We start from the raw sequence: 19,727 nt of genomic DNA, 5'->3' as shown, positions 1-19,727 counted from the left end.
GTTGGCGCGCGATAACCGATGAGTTGAGCCAGCCAATGCGGCTGCGGAAGGTTTGAACGGATGAATGTGATTGTCGTCGGCGCGGGGATTGCCGGTCTCTCCACGGCGTGGTCGCTGGTCAAGGCGGGTCACAGCGTCTCGATCGTCGAGCAGGGGCCAATCCCCAATCCGCTGGCCGCGTCGGGCGACCATCACCGCATCATCCGCCGCGCCTACCGGGCCGGGACCGGTTACGGCCGGCTGATCACCGAGGCCTATCAGGCTTGGGACGAGATGTGGGCCGATCTCGGCGAAAGTCATCTCGATGCGCGTGGATTTGTCTGCATTTCGCGCGAGCCGGGCGACGAGGCCGAGGAATACCGCGAGGGCCTGGAGGAAGGGAATTTTCCCTTCGAATTGCTTGAGCCGGATGCTGCGGTCAAGCGCTGGCCTTTCCTCGAACCGGGTTCGTTTCGCTATGCTTATTTTTCGCCGGAAGGCGGCGCACTGCATTGCCGCAAGATCGCGGCGGGATTGGCAAAATGGCTGCGCGCCAATGGCGCCAATGTCTACGAACACTCCAAGGTGACGGATGTCGATGCCGAGGCAGGCCATATCGTGCTGGAAAGCGGCGAGACGATGCAGGCCGACCGCATCGTCGTCACTGCCGGCGCCTGGGTGCTGAAACTGTTTCCCGAACTGGGCGGCGAATTGAAGACGTATCGAACCGCGCTGGCTTATGTCGAACCGCCTGCAGACCTCAAGGCGGCCTGGGAAGCTGCGCCGGTTGTTCTCGATGTCGGCGGTGCTGTCGACGGCTACGTGATACCGCCCTCCGGCGGCGCCGGCATGAAGTTCGGGTCAGGTCTCCACAGGGTGCCGACCAGTGACGCCGACTGGAACCGTGACCCGGTGGCGGGCGAGGGCGAGGCGATCCGCAACCTGTTTTCGCCGCCGATCGCCCGCATCGGGGAGTATGAGGTGACCGAAGTGGTCACCTGCGCTTACACCTTCACGGACGACGAGAAATTTTTCGCCTATGAGCGCGGAAAATGTCTCGTTGTCTCGGCCTGCTCCGGCCATGGCTACAAGTTCGGCGCGGCGGTCGGCAGGCGCGTCGCGGCTGCTGTCGGCGACGGGGATGTCGCCGGCCTGAAGCAATGGTTGCGGGCGGAGGTGGCCTGAGGACTCGCCCCAACCTTGAATTAATCCTGGCAATGCCTCGGTATATGCACGCGCCGCCAGCCTGACGACCCTTCACGCACCACCACGCGGCGCGCCACGGTCTGATAGGAGGCGGGAACATCGATGATGCGTCTTTGCTCCGGCTGCACCAGCACTTCCTCGGCAATCCGGTCGTACTGCGCGGGAATGACCACGCGGCGCGTCCGTTCGGGCTGGATGACCACTGTCTCGGCGACGCGTTCGTAGCGCGCCTTGTGCCAGACCTTGCACAGCACCCTGCGGCCATGGATGACGCGCCATTCCCAGGAATAGCCGCCATCGTCGACCTGGACCGTATGGTAGACGGTGCGGGTGATCGCAGGTACGACTTCGTAGGTCACCTGAGCCGGAACCGTCATCTCCACGCGTTCACGGGTGCCGTAGATCGGCGGGGTGTAGTCGACCTGCTGGCTGGGCGGGCTGACCATCACGTCTTCATAGACCGTGTCGTAGACATCAGGTGTTCGCACCGGCTCATAGCATTCGACGGCGCGGCCGCCGGCTGCCGTTTGCGAAATCGTGCCGAGCATGGTGAGCCCGGCAATGGCGAAGGATGCGCTTCTCCCAGACATGACACTCCCCCTGTTTGAACTGTAGGCACGAGTTCAACGTTGAATTGTAGGGTAAGCTGCCGCGGAGAAAAGCGGTTTCGGCGCATTTCGTTAAGTGACGAGGTTAAGAAACTGCTACGCTGCGTATCGATACCGGCCGCTCCAGGCCGGCGCGGGCGTCAGGCGATGCGAATCCTTGCCCGGAAACCTTGATTCGACTTACCCAGATGGCTAGGACGGGTCGGCCTTGCACAAGGATGAGCCGGCATCCTATCTACGGAATAACGATCCAGAACCGATTCTGACCGATTTGCCGGCATTCCCGGCGCCGGAATCCCACCGCGAGATAAGAGATAACTGATGAAGAACCCCGTCGAAACCTACATGAACCTCGTTCCGATGGTGGTCGAACAGACCAATCGCGGCGAGCGGGCCTACGACATCTTCTCCCGCCTCCTCAAGGAGCGCATCATTTTCATCACCGGTCCGGTTGAGGACGGCATGGCGACGCTGGTCTGCGCGCAGCTGCTGTTCCTCGAAGCCGAGAACCCGAAGAAGGAAATCAACCTCTACATCAACTCGCCGGGTGGCGTCGTCACCTCTGGCATGGCGATCTACGACACCATGCAGTTCATCAAGCCGGCGGTGTCGACGCTTTGCATCGGCCAGGCTGCCTCGATGGGCTCGCTGCTTTTGACCGCCGGCCACAAGGACATGCGCTTCGCCACGCCGAACGCCCGCATCATGGTTCACCAGCCGTCCGGCGGCTTCCAGGGCCAGGCCTCCGACATCGAGCGCCACGCCATGGATATCGTCAAGCTGAAGCGCCGTCTCAACGAGGTCTATGTCAAGCACACCGGCAAGACCTACGAGGAGATTGAACGCACGCTCGACCGCGACCATTTCATGACCGCCGACGAAGCCAAGGATTTCGGCCTCATCGACAAGGTCATTTCGTCGCGCGAGCCTCCCGAAGGGGCGGTGGCATAAAGGCTTCCTGGCAGTTGGATCGCCGCATCACGCGCTTTTGGCGCGTCTTGCGGCATTTCGGCCACAATTGGCTGTTCCCTCGACGGTCAGGATTGCCTACGTTAAGGCTATGTTGATTTTCGACGGCTTAGCTTTGTGTAGGGTAGCTGCGAATCATTGCCACGTTTTCTGATTTGTGTTTCGTACGGAATGCGTTGCGGGAGCCGGGAGACTGGCGGCGGCGGATTCCCGCGATAGATAGAATATGCGCCCTTTCAGCCAGACCATCGGCGGGCGGCCATGAAAGGACATGAAAATGAGCAAGGTCGGCAACAACAGCGGTGATTCCAAGAACACGCTTTATTGCTCGTTTTGCGGCAAGAGCCAGCACGAGGTGCGCAAGCTGATCGCCGGTCCGACGGTCTTCATCTGCGATGAATGCGTCGAGCTGTGCATGGACATCATCCGCGAGGAGAACAAGACCTCGATGGTGAAGTCGCGCGAAGGCGTGCCGACACCGCAGGAGATCCTCAAGGTTCTCGACGACTATGTCATCGGCCAGCCCTACGCCAAGCGCGTGCTGTCGGTGGCGGTTCACAACCATTACAAGCGGCTCGCGCATGCCGGCAAGAACAACGATGTCGAGTTGGCCAAGTCCAACATCCTTTTGATCGGCCCGACCGGTTGCGGCAAGACGCTGCTCGCGCAGACGCTGGCCCGCATCATCGACGTGCCCTTCACCATGGCTGATGCCACGACGCTGACCGAAGCCGGTTACGTCGGCGAGGACGTCGAAAACATCATCCTGAAGCTGTTGCAGTCGGCCGACTACAATGTCGAGCGTGCCCAACGCGGCATCGTCTACATCGATGAAATCGACAAGATTTCGCGCAAGTCCGACAACCCCTCGATCACCCGTGACGTGTCCGGCGAGGGCGTGCAGCAGGCGCTGTTGAAGATCATGGAAGGCACGGTCGCCTCCGTGCCGCCGCAGGGCGGCAGGAAGCATCCGCAGCAGGAGTTCCTGCAGGTCGATACCGCCAACATCCTGTTCATCTGCGGCGGTGCTTTCGCCGGCCTGGACAAGATCATCTCGGATCGCGGCAGGAAAACCTCGATCGGCTTCGGCGCCATCGTCGCTTCGCCGGAAGATCGCCGCACTGGCGATGTCTTCCGCCTGGTCGAGCCCGAGGATCTGCTGAAGTTCGGTCTCATTCCCGAGTTTGTCGGCCGTCTGCCGGTTCTGGCGACGCTGGAGGACCTCGACGAGCCGGCGCTGATCCAGATCCTGACCGAGCCGAAGAACGCGCTGGTCAAGCAGTATCAGCGGCTGTTCGAGATGGAAAATGTCGACCTGACCTTCCACGAGAACGCGCTCTCGGCGATTGCCAAGCGCGCCATCGAGCGCAAGACCGGCGCCCGTGGCCTGCGCTCGATCATGGAAGCGATCCTGCTCGACACCATGTTCGAACTGCCCGCGCTCGAAGGCGTGCGCGAAGTGGTGATTTCGGAGGAAGTGGTGACCGGCAGCGCCCGGCCGCTCTACATCTACTCCGAACAGAAGGAAAAGAAGGGCAATGTCAGCGCCTGACATGAGCCCGCAGCGAAATTCTGAAACGGCGCCGCAAGGCGCCGTTTTGCTGTCACGCAGGGTTTTGCGGCCAAGCTCGGGCTTGCCGTCGCAAATGTGTCACTCGCGGGCAAGTTGGAGGGGCGGATTTGTGCTCGCCTCTTGATCTTTGGGGATCGTGCATCCAACTAATTGGAGAAGGCCGAGGTGCCCGATTTCTGTGCTGTAAAACTCCCGTCACAAACGGTGGTAGGCGGAACGATCCCCGGTCGTTAATATAAGATTCGCGGTTGGCTGAATGGCGGCCGCGACATGAAAGGTTGGACAATGGCCAAAATATCCAAGGCTCCCAGCGACGGCGTCTTCGCAGTCCTCCCGCTGCGTGACATCGTGGTGTTCCCACACATGATCGTTCCGCTCTTTGTCGGACGTGAGAAATCGATCAAGGCGCTGGAAGAGGTGATGGGTCAGGAAAAGCAGATCCTGCTCGCCACCCAGATGAATGCCGCCGATGACGATCCCGAGCCCGATGCGATCTTCGACATCGGCACGCTCGCCAATGTGCTGCAATTGCTGAAGCTGCCCGACGGCACCGTCAAGGTTCTGGTCGAGGGCGCCTCGCGTGCGAAAATCGTTTCCTTCACCGATCGTCCCGATTTCCACGAAGCCCGCGCCACGGCGCTGGTCGAGCCGGAAGAGGAAGAGGTCGAGGTTGAGGCGCTGGCCCGCTCGGTCGTCACCGACTTCGAGAACTACGTCAAGCTGAACAAGAAGATCTCGCCTGAAGTGGTGGGCGCTGCCAGCCAGATCGACGACTATTCCAAGCTCGCCGACACGGTTGCCTCGCACCTCGCCATCAAGATTCCTGAAAAGCAGGAAATGCTGGCCACGCTCTCGGTCAAGGAGCGGCTGGAAAAGGCGATGGGCTTCATGGAAGCCGAAATCTCCGTCCTGCAGGTAGAGAAGCGCATCCGCTCGCGCGTCAAACGCCAGATGGAGAAGACGCAGCGCGAATACTACCTCAACGAGCAGATGAAGGCGATCCAGAAGGAGCTCGGCGAAGGCGAGGACGGCCGCGACGAGGCCGCCGAGATCGAGGCGCGCATCAAGAAGACCAAGCTCTCCAAGGAGGCCCGCGAAAAGGCGGACGCCGAACTGAAGAAGCTCAGGACGATGTCGCCTATGTCGGCTGAATCGACCGTCGTGCGCAACTATCTCGATTGGCTGCTGTCGATCCCGTGGGGCAAGAACTCCAAGGTCAAGCAGGACCTGGCTTACGCGCAGAACGTGCTCGACACCGACCATTTCGGCCTCGACAAGGTCAAGGACCGTATCGTCGAATACCTGGCCGTGCAGAGCCGTCAGAAGAAGCTGAAGGGGCCGATCCTGTGCCTCGTTGGCCCTCCCGGCGTCGGCAAGACCTCGCTCGGCAAGTCGATTGCCAAGGCGACCGGTCGCGAATTCATCCGCATGGCGCTGGGCGGCGTGCGTGACGAGGCCGAGATCCGTGGTCATCGGCGCACCTATATCGGCTCGATGCCTGGCAAGGTCATCCAGTCGATGAAGAAGGCGAAGAAGTCCAACCCGCTCTTCCTGCTCGATGAGATCGACAAGATGGGCCAGGACTTCCGTGGCGATCCGTCGTCGGCGCTGCTCGAGGTGCTCGATCCCGAACAGAACTCGACGTTCATGGACCATTACCTCGAGGTCGAATACGACCTGTCGAGCGTGATGTTCGTGACAACGGCGAATACGCTGAACATCCCTGCGCCCTTGATGGACCGCATGGAGATCATCCGTATCGCCGGCTACACCGAGGACGAGAAGATCGAGATCGCCAAGCGGCACCTGATGCCGAAGGTGATCCGCGATCACGCACTGCAGCCGAAGGAATTCTCCGTCGGCGAGGATGCGATCCGCGCCATCATCCAGACCTACACCCGTGAAGCGGGCGTCAGGAGCCTGGAGCGCGAGCTGATGAAGCTCGGGCGCAAGGCGGTGACCGAGATCCTGAAGACGAAGAAGAAGACGGTGAGCATCACGGCGGCAAACCTTGCCGACTACCTCGGTGTCCAGCGCTTTCGCTTCGGCCAGGTCGAGGCTGATGATCAGGTCGGTGTCGTCACCGGGCTTGCCTGGACGGAAGTCGGCGGCGAGCTGCTGACGGTCGAAGGCGTCATGATGCCCGGCAAGGGCCGCATGACAGTGACCGGCAATCTGCGCGACGTGATGAAGGAATCGATTTCGGCGGCGGCGTCCTATGTCCGTAGCAGAGCCATCGATTTCGGCATCGAGCCGCCGCTGTTCGACAAGCGCGACATCCACGTCCACTTGCCGGAAGGCGCTACGCCGAAGGACGGCCCGTCCGCGGGTGCCGCCATGGCGACCGCCATTGTGTCGGTAATGACCGGCATTCCGGTGCGGGCCGATGTGGCGATGACTGGCGAGATAACGCTTCGCGGCCGCATCTTGCCGATCGGTGGCCTCAAGGAGAAGCTGCTTGCCGCGCTGCGCGGCGGCATCAAGAAGGTGCTGATCCCGGAAGACAACGCCAAGGATCTGGCGGAGATTCCGGACAACGTGAAGAACGGCATGGAGATCATTCCGGTCTCACGCGTCGGTGAGGTGTTGCGCCATGCACTGGTGCGTATGCCGGAGCCGATTGAATGGGTCGAACCGGTCAATCCGCCGGCCTCGACCGACAGTGCCGACGACGCTGGAAAGTCGCTTGCGCATTAACATTTGCTAAAGTTGCACTGCACAAACAGAAAGCCGGGCCTCGCGCCCGGCTTTTTCATGTGAAAAACCCACCATTTCCGGGCTTTTTCCGCTTTTTTCCTGCCTTTTCGACTTGGTTGCGGGAACGCTTCTTTCTAAAGTCCGTTTCCTGCCGGATGAGTCGTTAGTTCCGGTGTTCTCATGGAAGGGAATTTTTATGAACAAGAACGAACTGGTGTCCGCTGTCGCCGACGCCGCGAGCATTTCGAAGGGTGACGCGCAGTCGGCGGTCGATGCGGTATTTTCCGTGATCACCGGCGAACTGAAGAAGGGCGGCGATGTCCGGCTTGTCGGCTTTGGCAATTTCACCGTGTCAAAGCGTGCGGCCTCGACCGGTCGCAACCCCCAGACCGGCGCCGAAGTGAAGATCCCGGCACGCACCGTGCCGAAGTTCTCGGCCGGCAAGGGCCTCAAGGACGCGGTCAACTAAGCGCCTTTTTATTTTTAGAGACAGAAAAGCCGGGCTTGCCCGGCTTTTCATTTTTTACGCCTTGCGTGGACGCGAGCGGTCGCCGGCTTAAGCGGTTGGCGCGTCGTGATGCAACAGGCCTTCCTTCTTGAGGTCGGCCCACAGCGCCACGGGCAGTTTCGCATCGAGCAGCGCGCGGTTGCTCTCCACTTCCGCGGGCCGCTGGCCGCCAGGGATCACCGACACGACCGACGGATGTAGCAGCGGAAATTGCAGCGCCGCCTCGATCAGCCGTACGCCGTGGCGCTTGCAGACCGCCTCGATGCGCGCCACGCGGTCGAGCACGTCCTGCGGCGCTTCGGAGTAATTGTAGTAAGCGCCGGGCTTCGGCCCCGTTGCCAGGATGCCGGAATTGTAGGGGCCGCCAAGGACGATGCCGATGCCACGTTTCTGGCAGAGCGGCAGGAAGGATGTCAGCGCCTCCTGTTCCAGCAGCGTATAGCGCCCGGCAAGCAGGAACAGGTCGAAATCGCCGCGCTCGGCAAGCGTCTGGGCAACCTGCCATTCATTGATGCCGCCGCCGAACGCCTTGATCACGCCCTGGTCGCGCAGCGACAGCAGCCCGTAATAGCCCGACCGCATGAACTCCTCGATGCGCCGGTCGGACGCCTCCTTGCTGCCATGGGTAAAGATGTCGACATCGTGCACGAACAGGATGTCGATCCGGTCGACGCCGAGGCGCTCCAGCGAGGCTTCGAAGGAGCGCATGACGCCATCGTAGCTGTAGTCATAGACCTCGCGCCGCGTTGGCGTGTCGAAGAACTTGCCGATGCCGGTGCGCTCCTCCGGCGGACAGGCGCGCATGAGGCGGCCGACCTTGCTCGACAGCACATAGTCGTCGCGCTTCTTGCCGCGCAGGAACGGATTGAGGCGTGTTTCGGACAGGCCGAGCCCGTAGAGCGGCGCGGTGTCGTAGTAGCGGCAGCCGGTCGTCCAGGCGGCCTCCAGCGTGGCATTGGCGTCCTCGTCCGAAACCGCACGGTAGAGATTGCCGAGCGGTGCCGTGCCAAAGCCGAGTTCCGTGAAAGTGATGCCGCCATTGCCGATGCGGTCGAAATGCCGTGTCTTCATGTCCTGCAATTTTCCAAGGGTTGATGTGTATGGGCTGATTTGTCTGACATGACACTATCATGCCTGTGATCAGGCAAAAGCGCAGCGTGGCATTGGACACGCATTTTCGCGGTTGCTAGCATGAACGAAATCAAGCTGTTCGTGGAAAAATCCGAGGACGATTTCGAGGGCGGGTTTGCGGTGAGCGACAAGAACGAAAATCTGTTCAAGACCGCTCTCGACGAGCTCGGCGGCGTGCTGGCGCGCGTGGATGAAGGGCGCATCGACACTGCCTGCAAGATGCTGGCCGATGCCGGGCAGATTGTTGTCTATGGCTGCGGCCGTGAAGCCCTGCAGGTCAAGGGCTTTGCCATGCGGCTCTATCATCTGGGCCTGCCGGTCTCCGTGGTCGGCGACATGAACACGCCACCTCTGGGGCGGCACGATGTCTTCCTGGCCAGCTCCGGACCGGGAGAAACCTCGACCGTGCTCACCTTGATGCAGGTTGCACACGATGCAGGCGCCGCCAACCTGCTGCTGACCGCTCAACCCGAAAGCAGCGCAGCGAAGCGCGCGGATTTCACGCTGCTCATCCCGGCGCAGACCATGGCCAATGACCAGGGAGCGCGGAAAACGTCAGTGCTGCCGATGGGATCGGTGTTCGAAGGGGCGCTGTTCCTGCTGTTCGAGGTGATGGTGCTGAAGCTCAAATCCCTGACCGGCGCGTCGCCAGAAGCCATGCGCGCCCGCCACACCAACATGGAATAGATCATGCGATATGAACTGATGCTGCCGCACCAGATCCGCACGGCGATCGCGCAGAATTGGCCGGTCGCCCTGCCGCTCGGCGTGCTTGAATACCATGGCGAGCACATGGCCGTCGGCATGGACACGCTGGCCGTCATCAAGACGTTGGAGCTGTTGGAGAAGGAGAGGGACATCGTCATCCTGCCGCCCTTCTACTATGGCGCGGCGAGCTACGCGGTGGCTGCGCCGGAAGGCAACGGCTCGGTGCAGGTCGGCGGCAATCAACTGGCGCCGTTCGGCGAGGAGCTGTTCTACAGCCTGCTGCGCATCGGCTTCCGCAACATCCATGCCATCATCCACCACCAGACCGAGAACTTTGCCGCCGGCATGCCGACCGACCTTGCCTTCAAGACCGCCGGCCGCCAGGCGATCTTCCGCTTCCTCGAGAAGCAGCGCGGCGAGGGCTGGTGGGGCTCCAAGGACATGGCCGACTATTATGCCGGACATGCAGCGGGAGAAAACTTCTTCAACTGGGTGCAGGTGCATCCGCTGATGCCGGCGACGATGAACGGTAAGTACCCGTTCGACCATGCCGGTGTTGGCGAGACATCGCTGATGCTGGCGCTATGCCCGGAGGCTGTTGATGCAGCTCACTTCGGAGATAACACCGGCTGGTATACGGCAAGTGCTAGGGATGCATCTGCGGAATTCGGGCAGAAGGGCGTTGCCATGATCATGGACCACCTGCGGGCGACCCTGAAAGCCTAAGCCCGGTTTTTCTGCCGCTCCGCCTGGTAGTCGGCGATCGATTTGTTCGGATCGCTTTTGGTGACCACCGCCCAGAGGAAGGTGCCGGCGCCGCCAAAGGCCAGGGTGACGAAGATTGCAATGCCGAGCGGAAAAAACCGCGTGTACAAGCCGATCAGCAGCATGCTCAGCCCGCCAAGCAGCATCGCCAGCACAAAGCCGGCAATGACCGCGCGGCCCTGCCAGGCGATCGGCATCACGCCCTTGCCGTAGCGGTCGCGTCCGACATAACCGACCCGGATATTGCGCGCGAACCAATATGGGCCGGCCATGACTACTTCACGGCTCCCGCGGTCATGCCCATGATGAGATAGCGTTCCAGCGCGATGCCGATAACGGCCAGTGGCGCGATCGCCGCCGTGGCAAGCGCTGCCATCGACCACCAGTTGATGCCTTGCGAGCCGGTCTGGCTCGCCACCATGACGGGAATGGTCTTGGCATCTGTCGACGTCAGAAGGGCGGCGAAGAAATACTCGTTCCAGCACAGCACCATCGCCAGGATGAAGGCCGCGACCATGCCCGGCAGCGCGATCGGCATGACGATGCGGAAGAACGCGCCCCAGATCGACAGGCCGTCGACGAGGGCCGCTTCCTCGAGCTCGACAGGGATCGAGTTGAACTGGTCGCGCATGATCCAGATGACGATCGGCAGCACCATCAGCGTGTAGAGCAGGATCAGCCCGATGCGCGTGTCGAGCAGGCCGACTTCCCGGTAGAGCACCAGGAAGGGCAAGGCGAGCACGACCGGCGGCAGGATCAGCTGCGACAGGAAGAAGAACGAGATGTCCTCATTCTTGAACCAGGCGAAGTGATAGCGATAGCGTGTGAGGCCGTAGGCGGCGAGGCTGCCGATGACGATGGCGAGGCTCGACGCCCCAACCGAGGTGATGACCGAATTCATGAAGCGCTTGAAGAACTCGTCACGCACCGTGGAGGTTTGGAAGATCGAGTCCGGCGAGAGGCCGAGCGATCGCCAGCCCTTCCAGTCCGGTTGGAAGTCGATGAAGGGGATGAGATGGCCCTGCGTGACGTCGACCGCCGATTTGAACGAGGTGGTTATCGTCCAGTAGATCGGAAACAGGCAGATGAAGGCCCAGAACACCAGCGCGCCATAGATGAAGATACGGCTGGTAATGAAGCTCGCCGGAGAGCGGATTTCGGAAACGGTGTATTCGGTGGTTTGAACGCTCATGATCCCGGCCGCTCTAACTCTTTATTTTAACGCAATTCCGGACGGAAAACCGTTTCACACTTTTCCTGGAATTGCTCAGTTGACGTTGCGCACGAAGCGATTGGCGAATTTCAAGAGCCAGGTCACGAACACGACGATGATGACGAGATAGGCCATCGCCAGCATGGTGCCGTAGCCGACATTCGAGCGGTCGCGGTATTCGCGGTAGATGAAGCTCGACACGGAATCGGTGGCGCCACCAGGCCCGCCCGAGGTCACCGTGATGATGATGTCGGCAAGCTTCAGCTTGAAGATGATGCGCAGGATCACCGCCGTCACCGAAACCGGCAGCATCAGCGGAAAGGTGACCTGCCAGAAGGTCTGCCAGGCATTGGCGCCGTCGACCCGCGCCGCCTCCAGCACCTCGCGCGACATCGCCTGCAGGCCGGCCAGCAGCATGATCATCATGAACGGAATGAAGGTCCAGGCATCCAGTATCATGACCGAGATGCGCGCGGTGATCGGGTCCGAGAAGAACGCCGGATTCTCCCAGCCGAGATGGCGCGCCAGCGTTGCCGCCGGCCCGAACCGGTACTCCATGAGCGATTTGCCGATCATCCACGACACCGCGACCGGGGACAGCATCAGCGGCATCAGGAACACGACACGAAAGAATTTTCGCGCCCGGATCTGCGCGTTGAGCAACAGCGCCAGGCCAAAAGCGATGACATATTCGACCAGCACCGCTAGCACATAGAGCACCATGTTGAACAGCGCATTGCGGTAGTAGGGGTCGCCCAGCATCTGCCAGAAATTGTCGAGCCCGTTGAACTTGCGGCCCGAAAACGAACTCAGGTTCCAGTCGGTGAGCGCGATGTAGAAGCCGAACAGCGTTGGAAAGATCACCATGGCGATGGTGAACAGCAGCGCCGGCAGCAGGAACAGCGCACGCTGGCCGTCCTCGCCGCGCGTCAGCACCTGGCCGATGCCGATTGCCACGCCCCACAGTACATAGGCATAGACGACAGGACGCCAGGTCTCGAAGCCGATCGTGTCGGTATCGGTCTTGTACAGGATCTCAACCACGATCGTCGCCAGCAGGCCGAGCGTCGCAGCAGCCATCAGCGCCCAGCCGAGCCGTTTGCGGGCTGGCGAAATCAGATCGTAGGGGGCGGCATCTGCCGGCCACTGGTTTGCGGTCGAAGTCTGGTCAGCCACAAATCTCGCCCGTTTGGAAGGCCCCTGTTGGAGCCGGAGCCGGAGGCTGTGGTCCGGCGTTGCCGCCGGACCACGGTTCATAGCGCAGCCTACACGCCGAGCGAGGCCTTGTAGAGCTTGACTTGCTTTTCGCGACCGATCTGGTCGGTCAGCTTTTCCCAGGCTGCCGCAATGGCATCAGCGCCTTCCTGCGCCTTCATCTTGCCGGCGAAGGTGTTGGCCAGGATGTCCTCGGCAGCACTGTAATACTGGAAGATGCCGGGGATGCGCGGCTCGATCGCACCGTTCGGATGGTTGTAGGAGTTGAACTGGGAATCGAGGTAATTCGTGATGAACGCCTTGTCGTAACCGGCGGCCACCCATTCGTCGATGTCATGCTGGCTGTTGCGGTAGCACTGGAAGCCGGACGGATACATCGCCGTCCAGATCGCCAGATCCTTGCCGCCGAGATGCGCCGCGGCGCTCCAGGCAGCCTTTTGCTTCTTCGGATCGCTGTCGACGCGAGCCATGACATAGACGCCCCAGCCGAGATAGGCGAGGTTCGGCGCGTAGTTCGGTCCGCTTGGCAGCTTGTCCCATTTGCCGGTCTTGGAATTGTAGACGTCATCCGAGCCTGGCAGGATGTCGAAGCCGCAAAGGTCGCCAATGACAGAAGAGTCGTTGGTTTTCACGTTCGAGCCGATGTCGCCCCACCAGGGGATCATTGAACCGGTTCCGGCCAGGAACTGCTGGAAACCGGTGGTGTTCGGATCGGCATTGATCTGGTCGGCGGGTTCGGACGGCAAGGCGTCGATCACGTCCTGGATGGCGCGCACCCAGGCCGGGTTGTTGACGCGCGGCTTCATCGTATCTGCGTCGAACAGCCACGCCTTGTCGTCAGGATGCTTGGCGTAGGCTGTGGCGCGGCTGCCAAGGAAGTAGAAGCCGAAACCGCCCCATGGCTTGGGTGCGTCGAGATAGCCGTAGACATCCTGACCCTTGAATTTCTTGCCCTTGAGGAATTTTGTCACGGCCTGGACCTGCTGCCAGGTCTTCGGCACCCCCCATTCGCCGGCACCGCCGCCGTCCTTCCACTGCTTGGCGAGATCCGCGTCGGCGAAGACGTCGGTGCGGTAGTTGAAATTGTGCGTGTCGCCGTCAATCGTCACGCGATATTGCTTGCCATCCCAGGTGCCGACCGGAGGCTTCAGATAGTTGACGAGGTCGTCGATATCGATCTGTTTCTTGACCCAGTCGGGCATTTCCGAAGTGAGCCCTTTGCCGCAGACATCGCCTTCGAAAGGCGCGCCCATCTCGGCAATGTCGAAGTCCACGGTTCCGGTGGCGATCGATTGCTGCAGGCGGGCGTTGTAGTCGGCCTGGGCGAGGTCGATCCAGCTGATCTTGGCGCCGGTATAGGCTTCCCACGGCTTCAGGAAGCCGCGGAACAGCACATTGTGCAGGTTCTGGTTGTTGAGGCCCATGAACTTGAGCTCGACGCCGGCAAACTCGCCTTCCTTGACATTTGCCTTGGTCGCATCGAGGCAGAGCTCGCCGACCTTCTGGAAATCCGCATCGGTCGGCTGGCCCTTGCCAACGCCGGGAATCTGCAGGATTTTCGCACGAAGTTCACTTGCCGCGGAGGCAGGACGCGTGAAGGCGCCTAGGCCCGCGCCGGACGCCGCTGCGACCGCGGCCATGCTGGCCGCGCCTTTCAGTACGTCGCGCCTCGTAGCACCGAGACGAACCAGTTTCTCGTAAATATCTGCTCTCATCGACTATTCCTCCCAGAACATCAGTGTGAATGGATGTGACCAACCTGTCGGACGCTGGAGCGCCAGCGGTTCTTCCGGCTCGTAGACGAAATTATGCAGGACCCCACCTGCTCGATTTAAGTTCCGATTGCGGATTGGCTCCGACATTTGGACCAGCGCTGTCACTATTCTCACAACCGGATGCCGTGTCAACGAGAACGGGTTTTTATCTATAAGGGACCGACTTGCCCTGACCGGTCGCGTTGGTTAGCTTCTGCGCCTACGGCGTTGGGAGCCGGAAGGGGAGTACATGGCTCAAGTCGCGATCAGCAAGGTGGCCAAGGCGTTTGGAACCGTCAAGGTTCTGCACGAAGTCAGCGTCGATATTGCCGACGGGCAGTTCGTGGTTCTGGTCGGCCCGTCGGGCTGCGGCAAGTCCACGTTGCTGAGAATGGTGGCCGGGTTGGAGACCGTTTCGGGCGGCACGATCGCCATCGGTGACCGCGTCGTCAACCACCTGCCGCCGGCCAAGCGCGACATCGCCATGGTCTTTCAGAACTACGCGCTCTACCCGCACAAGACGGTCGAGCAGAACATGGCATTCGCTCTGAAATTGCGAAAAACCGATCCGGCCGTGGTCGCCGAACGGGTCAAGCGCGCCGCCGACATCCTCGACCTCAACCCCTATCTGAAGCGCTATCCACGCCAGCTTTCGGGCGGCCAGCGCCAGCGCGTGGCCATGGGCCGCGCTATCGTGCGCAACCCGCAAGTGTTCCTGTTCGACGAGCCGCTCTCCAATCTGGATGCCAAGCTGCGCGTGCAGATGCGCACCGAGATCAAGGAGCTTCACCAGCGGCTGAAGACCACCACCATCTACGTCACCCACGACCAGATCGAGGCCATGACCATGGCCGACAAGATCGTCGTGATGCGCGACGGCCGCATCGAGCAGGTCGGCGCGCCGCTGGAACTATTCGATCGGCCGGCCAATCTGTTCGTCGCCGGCTTCATCGGTTCGCCTTCGATGAACCTGCTCAAGGGTGTCGTGCGCAAGGGAGACAAGCCCGGCGTCGACATCGCGGGCACACTGTTCCCGATTGCCGACAATGCCGCGCAGGACGGGCAGGCCGTCGTCTATGGAATTCGCCCCGAACATCTCGAGATCCATCCCGATGGCGTGCCGGCGAAGATTTCGGTGGTCGAGCCGACCGGCTCGGAGACCTTGGTCTTCCTGCGCTTCGGCGAAGGCGAGATGGTGGCGCTGTTTCGCGAGCGTCACGACTTCAAGCCGGGCGACACGTTGACCCTGAAGCCGCGGCTCGACCAAATCCACCTGTTCGACGCCGAGACCGGCCAGCGTCTCTGACCTCAAACCGATTTCACGAGGACTATCATGCTCAAAGGGATCCATCCGTTGCTCAATGCCGACGTGCTGCAGGCATTGCGGGCGATGGGACATGGCGACGATTTGATCATCGCCGACACCAACTTCCCGGCCGATTCGGTGGCGAAGCAGACCGTGCATGGCAAGCTGCTGCGCATCGATGCATCGGCCGCCGAGGTGGTGAAGGCGGTGCTGTCGCTTTACCCCTTGGACACATTCGTCGATGACTCGGCCGCGCGCATGGAAATCGTCGGCAAGCCGGACGAGATCCCGCCAGTGCAGAAGGAAGTGCAAAAGGAGATCGACAAGGCCGAAGGCAAGGCCTGGCCGATGATTTCCGTCGAGCGTTACGCCTTCTACGAGCGCGCCAAACAGGCCTATTGTGTCATCCAGACCGGCGAGCGCCGATTCTACGGCTGCTTCGCCTTCCGCAAGGGCGTCATCCCGCCGGATGCGGAGTAGCGATATGACAGCCGGAAAGCCTGTCGTCATATTGGGCGTCTTCGTCGCCGACACCGCCTATCGCGCCGATCGCCAGCCGCGCCTGGGCGAGACGATCCTCGGCAATTCGTTCAAGCTGGGGCCAGGCGGCAAAGGGTCGAACCAGGCGGTGGCGGCCGGCAAGCTCGGCGCCGATACCACCTTCCTGACCCGACTTGGTGTCGATGCCTTCGCCGACATGGCCAAGCGGACCTGGAAGGATGCCGGCGTGAAGAGCGCCGTCATCGACACGCCGGACAGCTACACGGGCGCCGCCTACATCTTCGTCGAGGAGGCAAGCGGCAACAACGCCATCATCGTCAGCCCTGGTGCGGCCATGCTGATTTCGCCGGAGGATATCGAAGCCAACAGGGATCTGATCAGCGGTGCCGGCGTTTTTGTCACGCAGCTCGAACAGCCGATCGATGCAGCACTTCGGGCGCTGGAGATCGCGCGCGCGGCAGGGGTGACGACCATCCTCAACCCCGCGCCCGCGGCAAAGCTTCCCGACCGTATCTACACGCTCTGCGACTATCTCACGCCCAACGAGACCGAGACGGAGGAATTGACGGGACTGAAAGTCTCCTCGGTGGACGAGGCGCGCCGCGCCGCCGACAAGCTGCTCGAAAAGGGCGTCGGCACGGTCATCATCACGCTGGGCGACAAGGGAGCGCTACTGCACACGAAGGGCCGCTCCGAACATGTTCCCGCCATCAGTGCCGGGCCAGTGGTCGAAACCACCGGTGCAGGGGATGCCTTCAACGGCGGCTTCGCAGCAGCACTGTCGCGAGGCGTGGAGCCGCTGCAGGCGGTGCGCTTCGCCTGCGCCGTCGCCGGCATTTCGGTGACGCGTCCGGGCACGGCGCCGTCGATGCCGACGCTGCGGGAGGTCGAGGCGTTGCTGGCAAAGGCCTGATTCCGGTCCGGACCGTTGGGATGAGAGGCCGAGCGGTTCGACCCTTGGCCCCGGGATTCCGGCTATCGACGCCTTGCCGATGTGCATGAGAAGTTGAGCCCAGATACCGAAGATACCTGCGCTATTTCATGCCTTCGAAAGGGAGACATTCTGACATTCAACGTCGACATTTCTCCGAAGCCAAGGGTTTGAAACCCTTAGGAGAAATGGCGCGAGTGACGGGGCTCGAACCCGCGACCTCCGGCGTGACAGGCCGGCACTCTAACCAACTGAGCTACACCCGCGCATTGACGAGCACGTGTCAGCCGTGTTCGTCGTTGGGCCGCTGGATAAGGGGTTCGCCACCGGGTGTCAAGCGCACCAAACCATCATAACAGCAAACTGGAGAAGGTTTTTTGACAGCTGGCGTTTTGTTCGCAAATACGGCCCACAACCAGCGCGACCCGCGCTCATTTGGCCTTGCGAAGCCGGTCCCGACCGCTTAAAGGTCCGCGCCGGAGCGGGCGATTAGCTCAGTTGGTAGAGCGCTTCGTTTACACCGAAGATGTCGGCGGTTCGAGCCCGTCATCGCCCACCATTCCAGCGTCGTCTTGAAAGTGCGATTGGCCCTCCCGGGAGGCAGGACAATGATCAGGTATCCAGGACGCCTGTTGCTGCGGCTGGTGATTGCGTTGGCAATCAGCGGTACTGGGCGCTTGGCCTATGCGACAGATGCCGGCGATGGGGTGGACCAGCCGGCCGCCAAGGCCGCCTTGCTCAAGGCCTACCCCGGGCTGTTCACCATCTCGGGCAATGTCCTGACCTGGACCGACGGCACCACGATGGTGTGGGACGACGGCAAGGCGCGCGACGCCGACGCGCTGCTGGAGACCCCCGACATCGAGGACATGTTTCGCTACGTCTATCCCACGGCAGTCGAGGGCGCGCTGGTCCCGGCTGAGGATTTCGATCCCGGCCGTATCCGCAACGAGGCCTTCTTCGAGAAGCTCTACGGTAAAAGCGCCGCTGAAGTGGGCAAGCACATAGCCAGCGTCAAATGGCTGCCGAAACTCGGCAAGAAGACTGCGCAGGTCACCAGGGTTTTTGGCATCAGCGACCGGCTGGGAAAAGTCTCCGACGCGCTTGAGGTCATGCCCGCGGAGCTAAGCCGTTACGGGCTCAAGCCCGGAGGCGGCTTCGTCTGGCGGCCCATCGCCGGCACAGACCGGTTGAGCGTCCACTCTTTCGGCGCAGCCTTCGATATCAATGTCGGCTTCTCCGACTACTGGTACAACAACAGAAACAAAGCCAACCCCAAGGCACACATTCCCTTCAAGAATCGCATTCCGCTCGCGATCGTCGAACTGTTCGAGAAAAACGGCTTCATCTGGGGTGGCCGCTGGTATCACTACGACACCATGCATTTCGAATACCGGCCCGAATTGCTGTTGTACAAGAAATCCAGCTGATCAAGGCCGTCGGCGGCAGCCAGCCGTGAGGCGCGTTGGTCGGCCGAAATTCGCCGATGCCGCCCTATGAGCGTCAATAACGAAGCCCCAGATTTGTGGCGCATTGCTGACCGCTGGCAGTCGCCGCACCACAAACCCGGCGAAGGTCGGCACGGATGTTTTCGGAATTCAACAACTCGGCCGCTTCCGGGTAGCCCTCGGCCAACAACGCTGCAACGATCTCGGCTGGAGACTGGTGAACACCACCCTCTGCCAAAGCATGAGCCCGCTGATAGATATGATCGGTTCTGAGTCTGTTGGCCATTCTCAAGTCCCTCCCTTGATTAGCACTTGATAAACAACCCTTGAGGGGCGCTTGCGTTCCATGCAACCTATGAGGGAATGCTTGCCAGCCACTATGCGGAGCGCTGAATCAGCCTTTTCGTGGCCGTGACGCAAGGATCACGGCGGCGCCATCCGAAAATCCTTGCCCTCGGGCAGCAATTGTCCGCCGTCGACGACAATGGTCGTGCCGGTGATGTAGCTTGCGTCGTCGGAGGCGAGGTACAGGAAGGCATTGGCGACGTCGCGCGGGCTGCCGAGCCGGCCGAGCGGGATGGAATCCTCCATATTCTTGATGTAGGCGGCGCCGCGATGCTGCTGGATGGCTTCGGTCAGGATGTTGCCTGGCTCGACGCCGTTGACGGTTATGCCATAGCCGGAGAATTCGAGCGCCGCCGAACGGATGAAACCATTGATGCCGGCCTTGGTCGCCGCGTAGTGGCCATGGCCCGGGCTGGTGACATGCGGCCCGGTGATCGAGGAAGTGTAGAGCATGCGCCCGTAGCGCTGCGCCTTCATCGGCACCAGTGCCGCGCGGGTGGCATTGAACGTGCCGCGCAGATTGACCGCCATGACGCGATCCCAATCATCGACGCTGGTGTTCTCGATCAACTGCCAGGGATAGATGCCGGCATTCTGCACGATGATGTCGAGCCGGCCGTGCTGTTCGAGCGCCAGCGCTACGGCCGCTTCGGCATCGGCCATCAAGGAGATGTCGGTGCGGATGAAGGGGACGCCGAGTTCGCTGGCGGTCGCTTGTCCGGCCTCGGCCTCGGTGTCGGCGAGCACCAGTCTCGCGCCCTCTTCGGCGAAGCGCAGCACAATGCCCTTGCCGATGCCGCGCGCGCTGCCGATGATCAGCGCCACTCTGTCTTTCAGTCGTCCGGTCATGCCCGCCTTCCTGTCATGCGA

Annotated in this window: 19 protein-coding genes and 2 tRNA genes; 12 read left to right on the top strand and 9 right to left on the bottom strand. The window is 61.5% G+C overall.

Annotated elements, in window-relative coordinates; genetic code table 11:
* The first annotated feature begins 60 nt into the window (after positions 1–60).
* Positions 61–1,164, top strand: coding sequence for an NAD(P)/FAD-dependent oxidoreductase (locus EB235_RS24045; protein ID WP_027028590.1), 1,104 nt, complete (start codon positions 61–63; stop codon positions 1,162–1,164).
* A gap of 20 nt (positions 1,165–1,184) precedes the next feature.
* On the opposite strand, the gene EB235_RS24040 is transcribed toward EB235_RS24045, so the two are convergent.
* A complete protein-coding gene (locus EB235_RS24040) occupies positions 1,185–1,775 on the bottom strand; it encodes a hypothetical protein (protein WP_027028591.1) in 591 nt (196 codons plus the stop codon).
* A 339-nt stretch (positions 1,776–2,114) separates the two neighbouring features.
* Here EB235_RS24040 and EB235_RS24035 point away from each other — a divergent pair, with 339 nt between their 5' ends.
* The 4 genes from EB235_RS24035 to EB235_RS24020 all read left to right on the top strand — a co-directional run bounded on the left by EB235_RS24035 (position 2,115) and on the right by EB235_RS24020 (position 7,501).
* A complete protein-coding gene (locus EB235_RS24035) occupies positions 2,115–2,744 on the top strand; it encodes an ATP-dependent Clp protease proteolytic subunit (protein WP_027028592.1) in 630 nt (209 codons plus the stop codon).
* Between the two features lie 295 nt (positions 2,745–3,039).
* Positions 3,040–4,314: an ATP-dependent Clp protease ATP-binding subunit ClpX gene (clpX, locus tag EB235_RS24030; RefSeq protein ID WP_023759839.1), complete on the top strand. Its 1,275-nt coding sequence runs from the start codon at positions 3,040–3,042 to the stop codon at positions 4,312–4,314.
* A 306-nt stretch (positions 4,315–4,620) separates the two neighbouring features.
* Positions 4,621–7,032: an endopeptidase La gene (gene lon / locus EB235_RS24025; protein ID WP_027028593.1), complete on the top strand. Its 2,412-nt coding sequence runs from the start codon at positions 4,621–4,623 to the stop codon at positions 7,030–7,032.
* Positions 7,033–7,228: 196 nt separating this feature from the next.
* On the top strand, positions 7,229–7,501 hold the full coding sequence (locus EB235_RS24020; protein ID WP_006201846.1) for an HU family DNA-binding protein: 273 nt from the start codon (positions 7,229–7,231) through the stop codon (positions 7,499–7,501).
* Between the two features lie 87 nt (positions 7,502–7,588).
* Here the strand turns inward: EB235_RS24020 and EB235_RS24015 are convergent, their stop codons facing one another.
* Positions 7,589–8,611, bottom strand: a complete 1,023-nt coding sequence (locus EB235_RS24015; protein ID WP_027028594.1) for an aldo/keto reductase — start codon at positions 8,609–8,611, stop codon at positions 7,589–7,591.
* A 180-nt stretch (positions 8,612–8,791) separates the two neighbouring features.
* Between EB235_RS24015 and EB235_RS24010 the strand changes: the two genes are divergently transcribed.
* Positions 8,792–9,358 carry an SIS domain-containing protein gene (locus tag EB235_RS24010; RefSeq protein WP_027028595.1) on the top strand — a complete coding sequence of 189 codons (567 nt, stop codon included), beginning with the start codon at positions 8,792–8,794 and terminating at the stop codon, positions 9,356–9,358.
* Positions 9,359–9,361: 3 nt separating this feature from the next.
* Positions 9,362–10,105 carry a creatininase family protein gene (locus EB235_RS24005; protein WP_027028596.1) on the top strand — a complete coding sequence of 248 codons (744 nt, stop codon included), beginning with the start codon at positions 9,362–9,364 and terminating at the stop codon, positions 10,103–10,105.
* On the opposite strand, the gene EB235_RS24000 is transcribed toward EB235_RS24005, so the two are convergent.
* The 4 genes from EB235_RS24000 to EB235_RS23985 all read right to left on the bottom strand — a co-directional run bounded on the left by EB235_RS24000 (position 10,102) and on the right by EB235_RS23985 (position 14,287).
* Positions 10,102–10,416 (bottom strand): hypothetical protein, encoded by a 315-nt coding sequence (locus EB235_RS24000; protein WP_027028597.1) that lies wholly within the window; start codon positions 10,414–10,416, stop codon positions 10,102–10,104. The two genes, EB235_RS24005 and EB235_RS24000, sit on opposite strands and share 4 nt — an antisense overlap.
* Positions 10,417–10,418: 2 nt before the next feature.
* Complete coding sequence (locus tag EB235_RS23995; RefSeq protein WP_027028598.1) at positions 10,419–11,336, bottom strand: carbohydrate ABC transporter permease; 918 nt, start codon at positions 11,334–11,336, stop codon at positions 10,419–10,421.
* Positions 11,337–11,411: 75 nt separating this feature from the next.
* On the bottom strand, positions 11,412–12,533 hold the full coding sequence (locus EB235_RS23990; protein ID WP_027028599.1) for a carbohydrate ABC transporter permease: 1,122 nt from the start codon (positions 12,531–12,533) through the stop codon (positions 11,412–11,414).
* Positions 12,534–12,622: 89 nt separating this feature from the next.
* The gene (locus tag EB235_RS23985) at positions 12,623–14,287 is read right to left on the bottom strand and encodes a sugar ABC transporter substrate-binding protein (protein WP_027028600.1); all 1,665 of its coding nucleotides are present in this window, start codon (positions 14,285–14,287) and stop codon (positions 12,623–12,625) included.
* Between the two features lie 289 nt (positions 14,288–14,576).
* On the opposite strand from EB235_RS23985, the gene EB235_RS23980 reads away from it, so the two are divergent.
* The 3 genes from EB235_RS23980 to rbsK are packed head-to-tail and all read left to right on the top strand — an operon-like array spanning position 14,577 to position 17,046.
* Positions 14,577–15,632, top strand: a complete 1,056-nt coding sequence (locus EB235_RS23980; protein WP_027028601.1) for an ABC transporter ATP-binding protein — start codon at positions 14,577–14,579, stop codon at positions 15,630–15,632.
* A 27-nt stretch (positions 15,633–15,659) separates the two neighbouring features.
* Positions 15,660–16,112: an RbsD/FucU family protein gene (locus tag EB235_RS23975; RefSeq protein ID WP_027028602.1), complete on the top strand. Its 453-nt coding sequence runs from the start codon at positions 15,660–15,662 to the stop codon at positions 16,110–16,112.
* A 4-nt stretch (positions 16,113–16,116) separates the two neighbouring features.
* Positions 16,117–17,046 (top strand): ribokinase, encoded by a 930-nt coding sequence (gene rbsK / locus EB235_RS23970; RefSeq protein WP_027028603.1) that lies wholly within the window; start codon positions 16,117–16,119, stop codon positions 17,044–17,046.
* A gap of 207 nt (positions 17,047–17,253) precedes the next feature.
* Here rbsK and EB235_RS23965 read toward each other — a convergent pair.
* Positions 17,254–17,330: transfer RNA gene (locus EB235_RS23965), tRNA-Asp, on the bottom strand.
* 217 nt (positions 17,331–17,547) lie between these two features.
* On the opposite strand from EB235_RS23965, the gene EB235_RS23960 reads away from it, so the two are divergent.
* Together EB235_RS23960 and EB235_RS23955 are read left to right on the top strand one after the other, a co-directional pair.
* Positions 17,548–17,623 (top strand) — tRNA-Val (locus tag EB235_RS23960).
* Between the two features lie 49 nt (positions 17,624–17,672).
* Positions 17,673–18,494: a M15 family metallopeptidase gene (locus EB235_RS23955; protein ID WP_027028604.1), complete on the top strand. Its 822-nt coding sequence runs from the start codon at positions 17,673–17,675 to the stop codon at positions 18,492–18,494.
* Positions 18,495–18,567: 73 nt separating this feature from the next.
* Here EB235_RS23955 and EB235_RS23950 read toward each other — a convergent pair whose 3' ends face one another.
* Both EB235_RS23950 and EB235_RS23945 read right to left on the bottom strand, forming a co-directional pair.
* Positions 18,568–18,798 carry a hypothetical protein gene (locus EB235_RS23950; protein ID WP_080680696.1) on the bottom strand — a complete coding sequence of 77 codons (231 nt, stop codon included), beginning with the start codon at positions 18,796–18,798 and terminating at the stop codon, positions 18,568–18,570.
* A 137-nt stretch (positions 18,799–18,935) separates the two neighbouring features.
* Complete coding sequence (locus EB235_RS23945) at positions 18,936–19,706, bottom strand: SDR family oxidoreductase (protein ID WP_027028605.1); 771 nt, start codon at positions 19,704–19,706, stop codon at positions 18,936–18,938.
* Positions 19,707–19,727: the final 21 nt, after the last annotated feature.

Origin of the sequence: Mesorhizobium loti R88b, assembly GCF_013170845.1 — a bacterium.
Taxonomy (GTDB): Bacteria; Pseudomonadota; Alphaproteobacteria; order Rhizobiales; family Rhizobiaceae; genus Mesorhizobium; species Mesorhizobium loti_B.
Note: the sequence above shows the minus strand (reverse complement) of the source record. Positions and strands in the feature narration are given on the sequence as shown.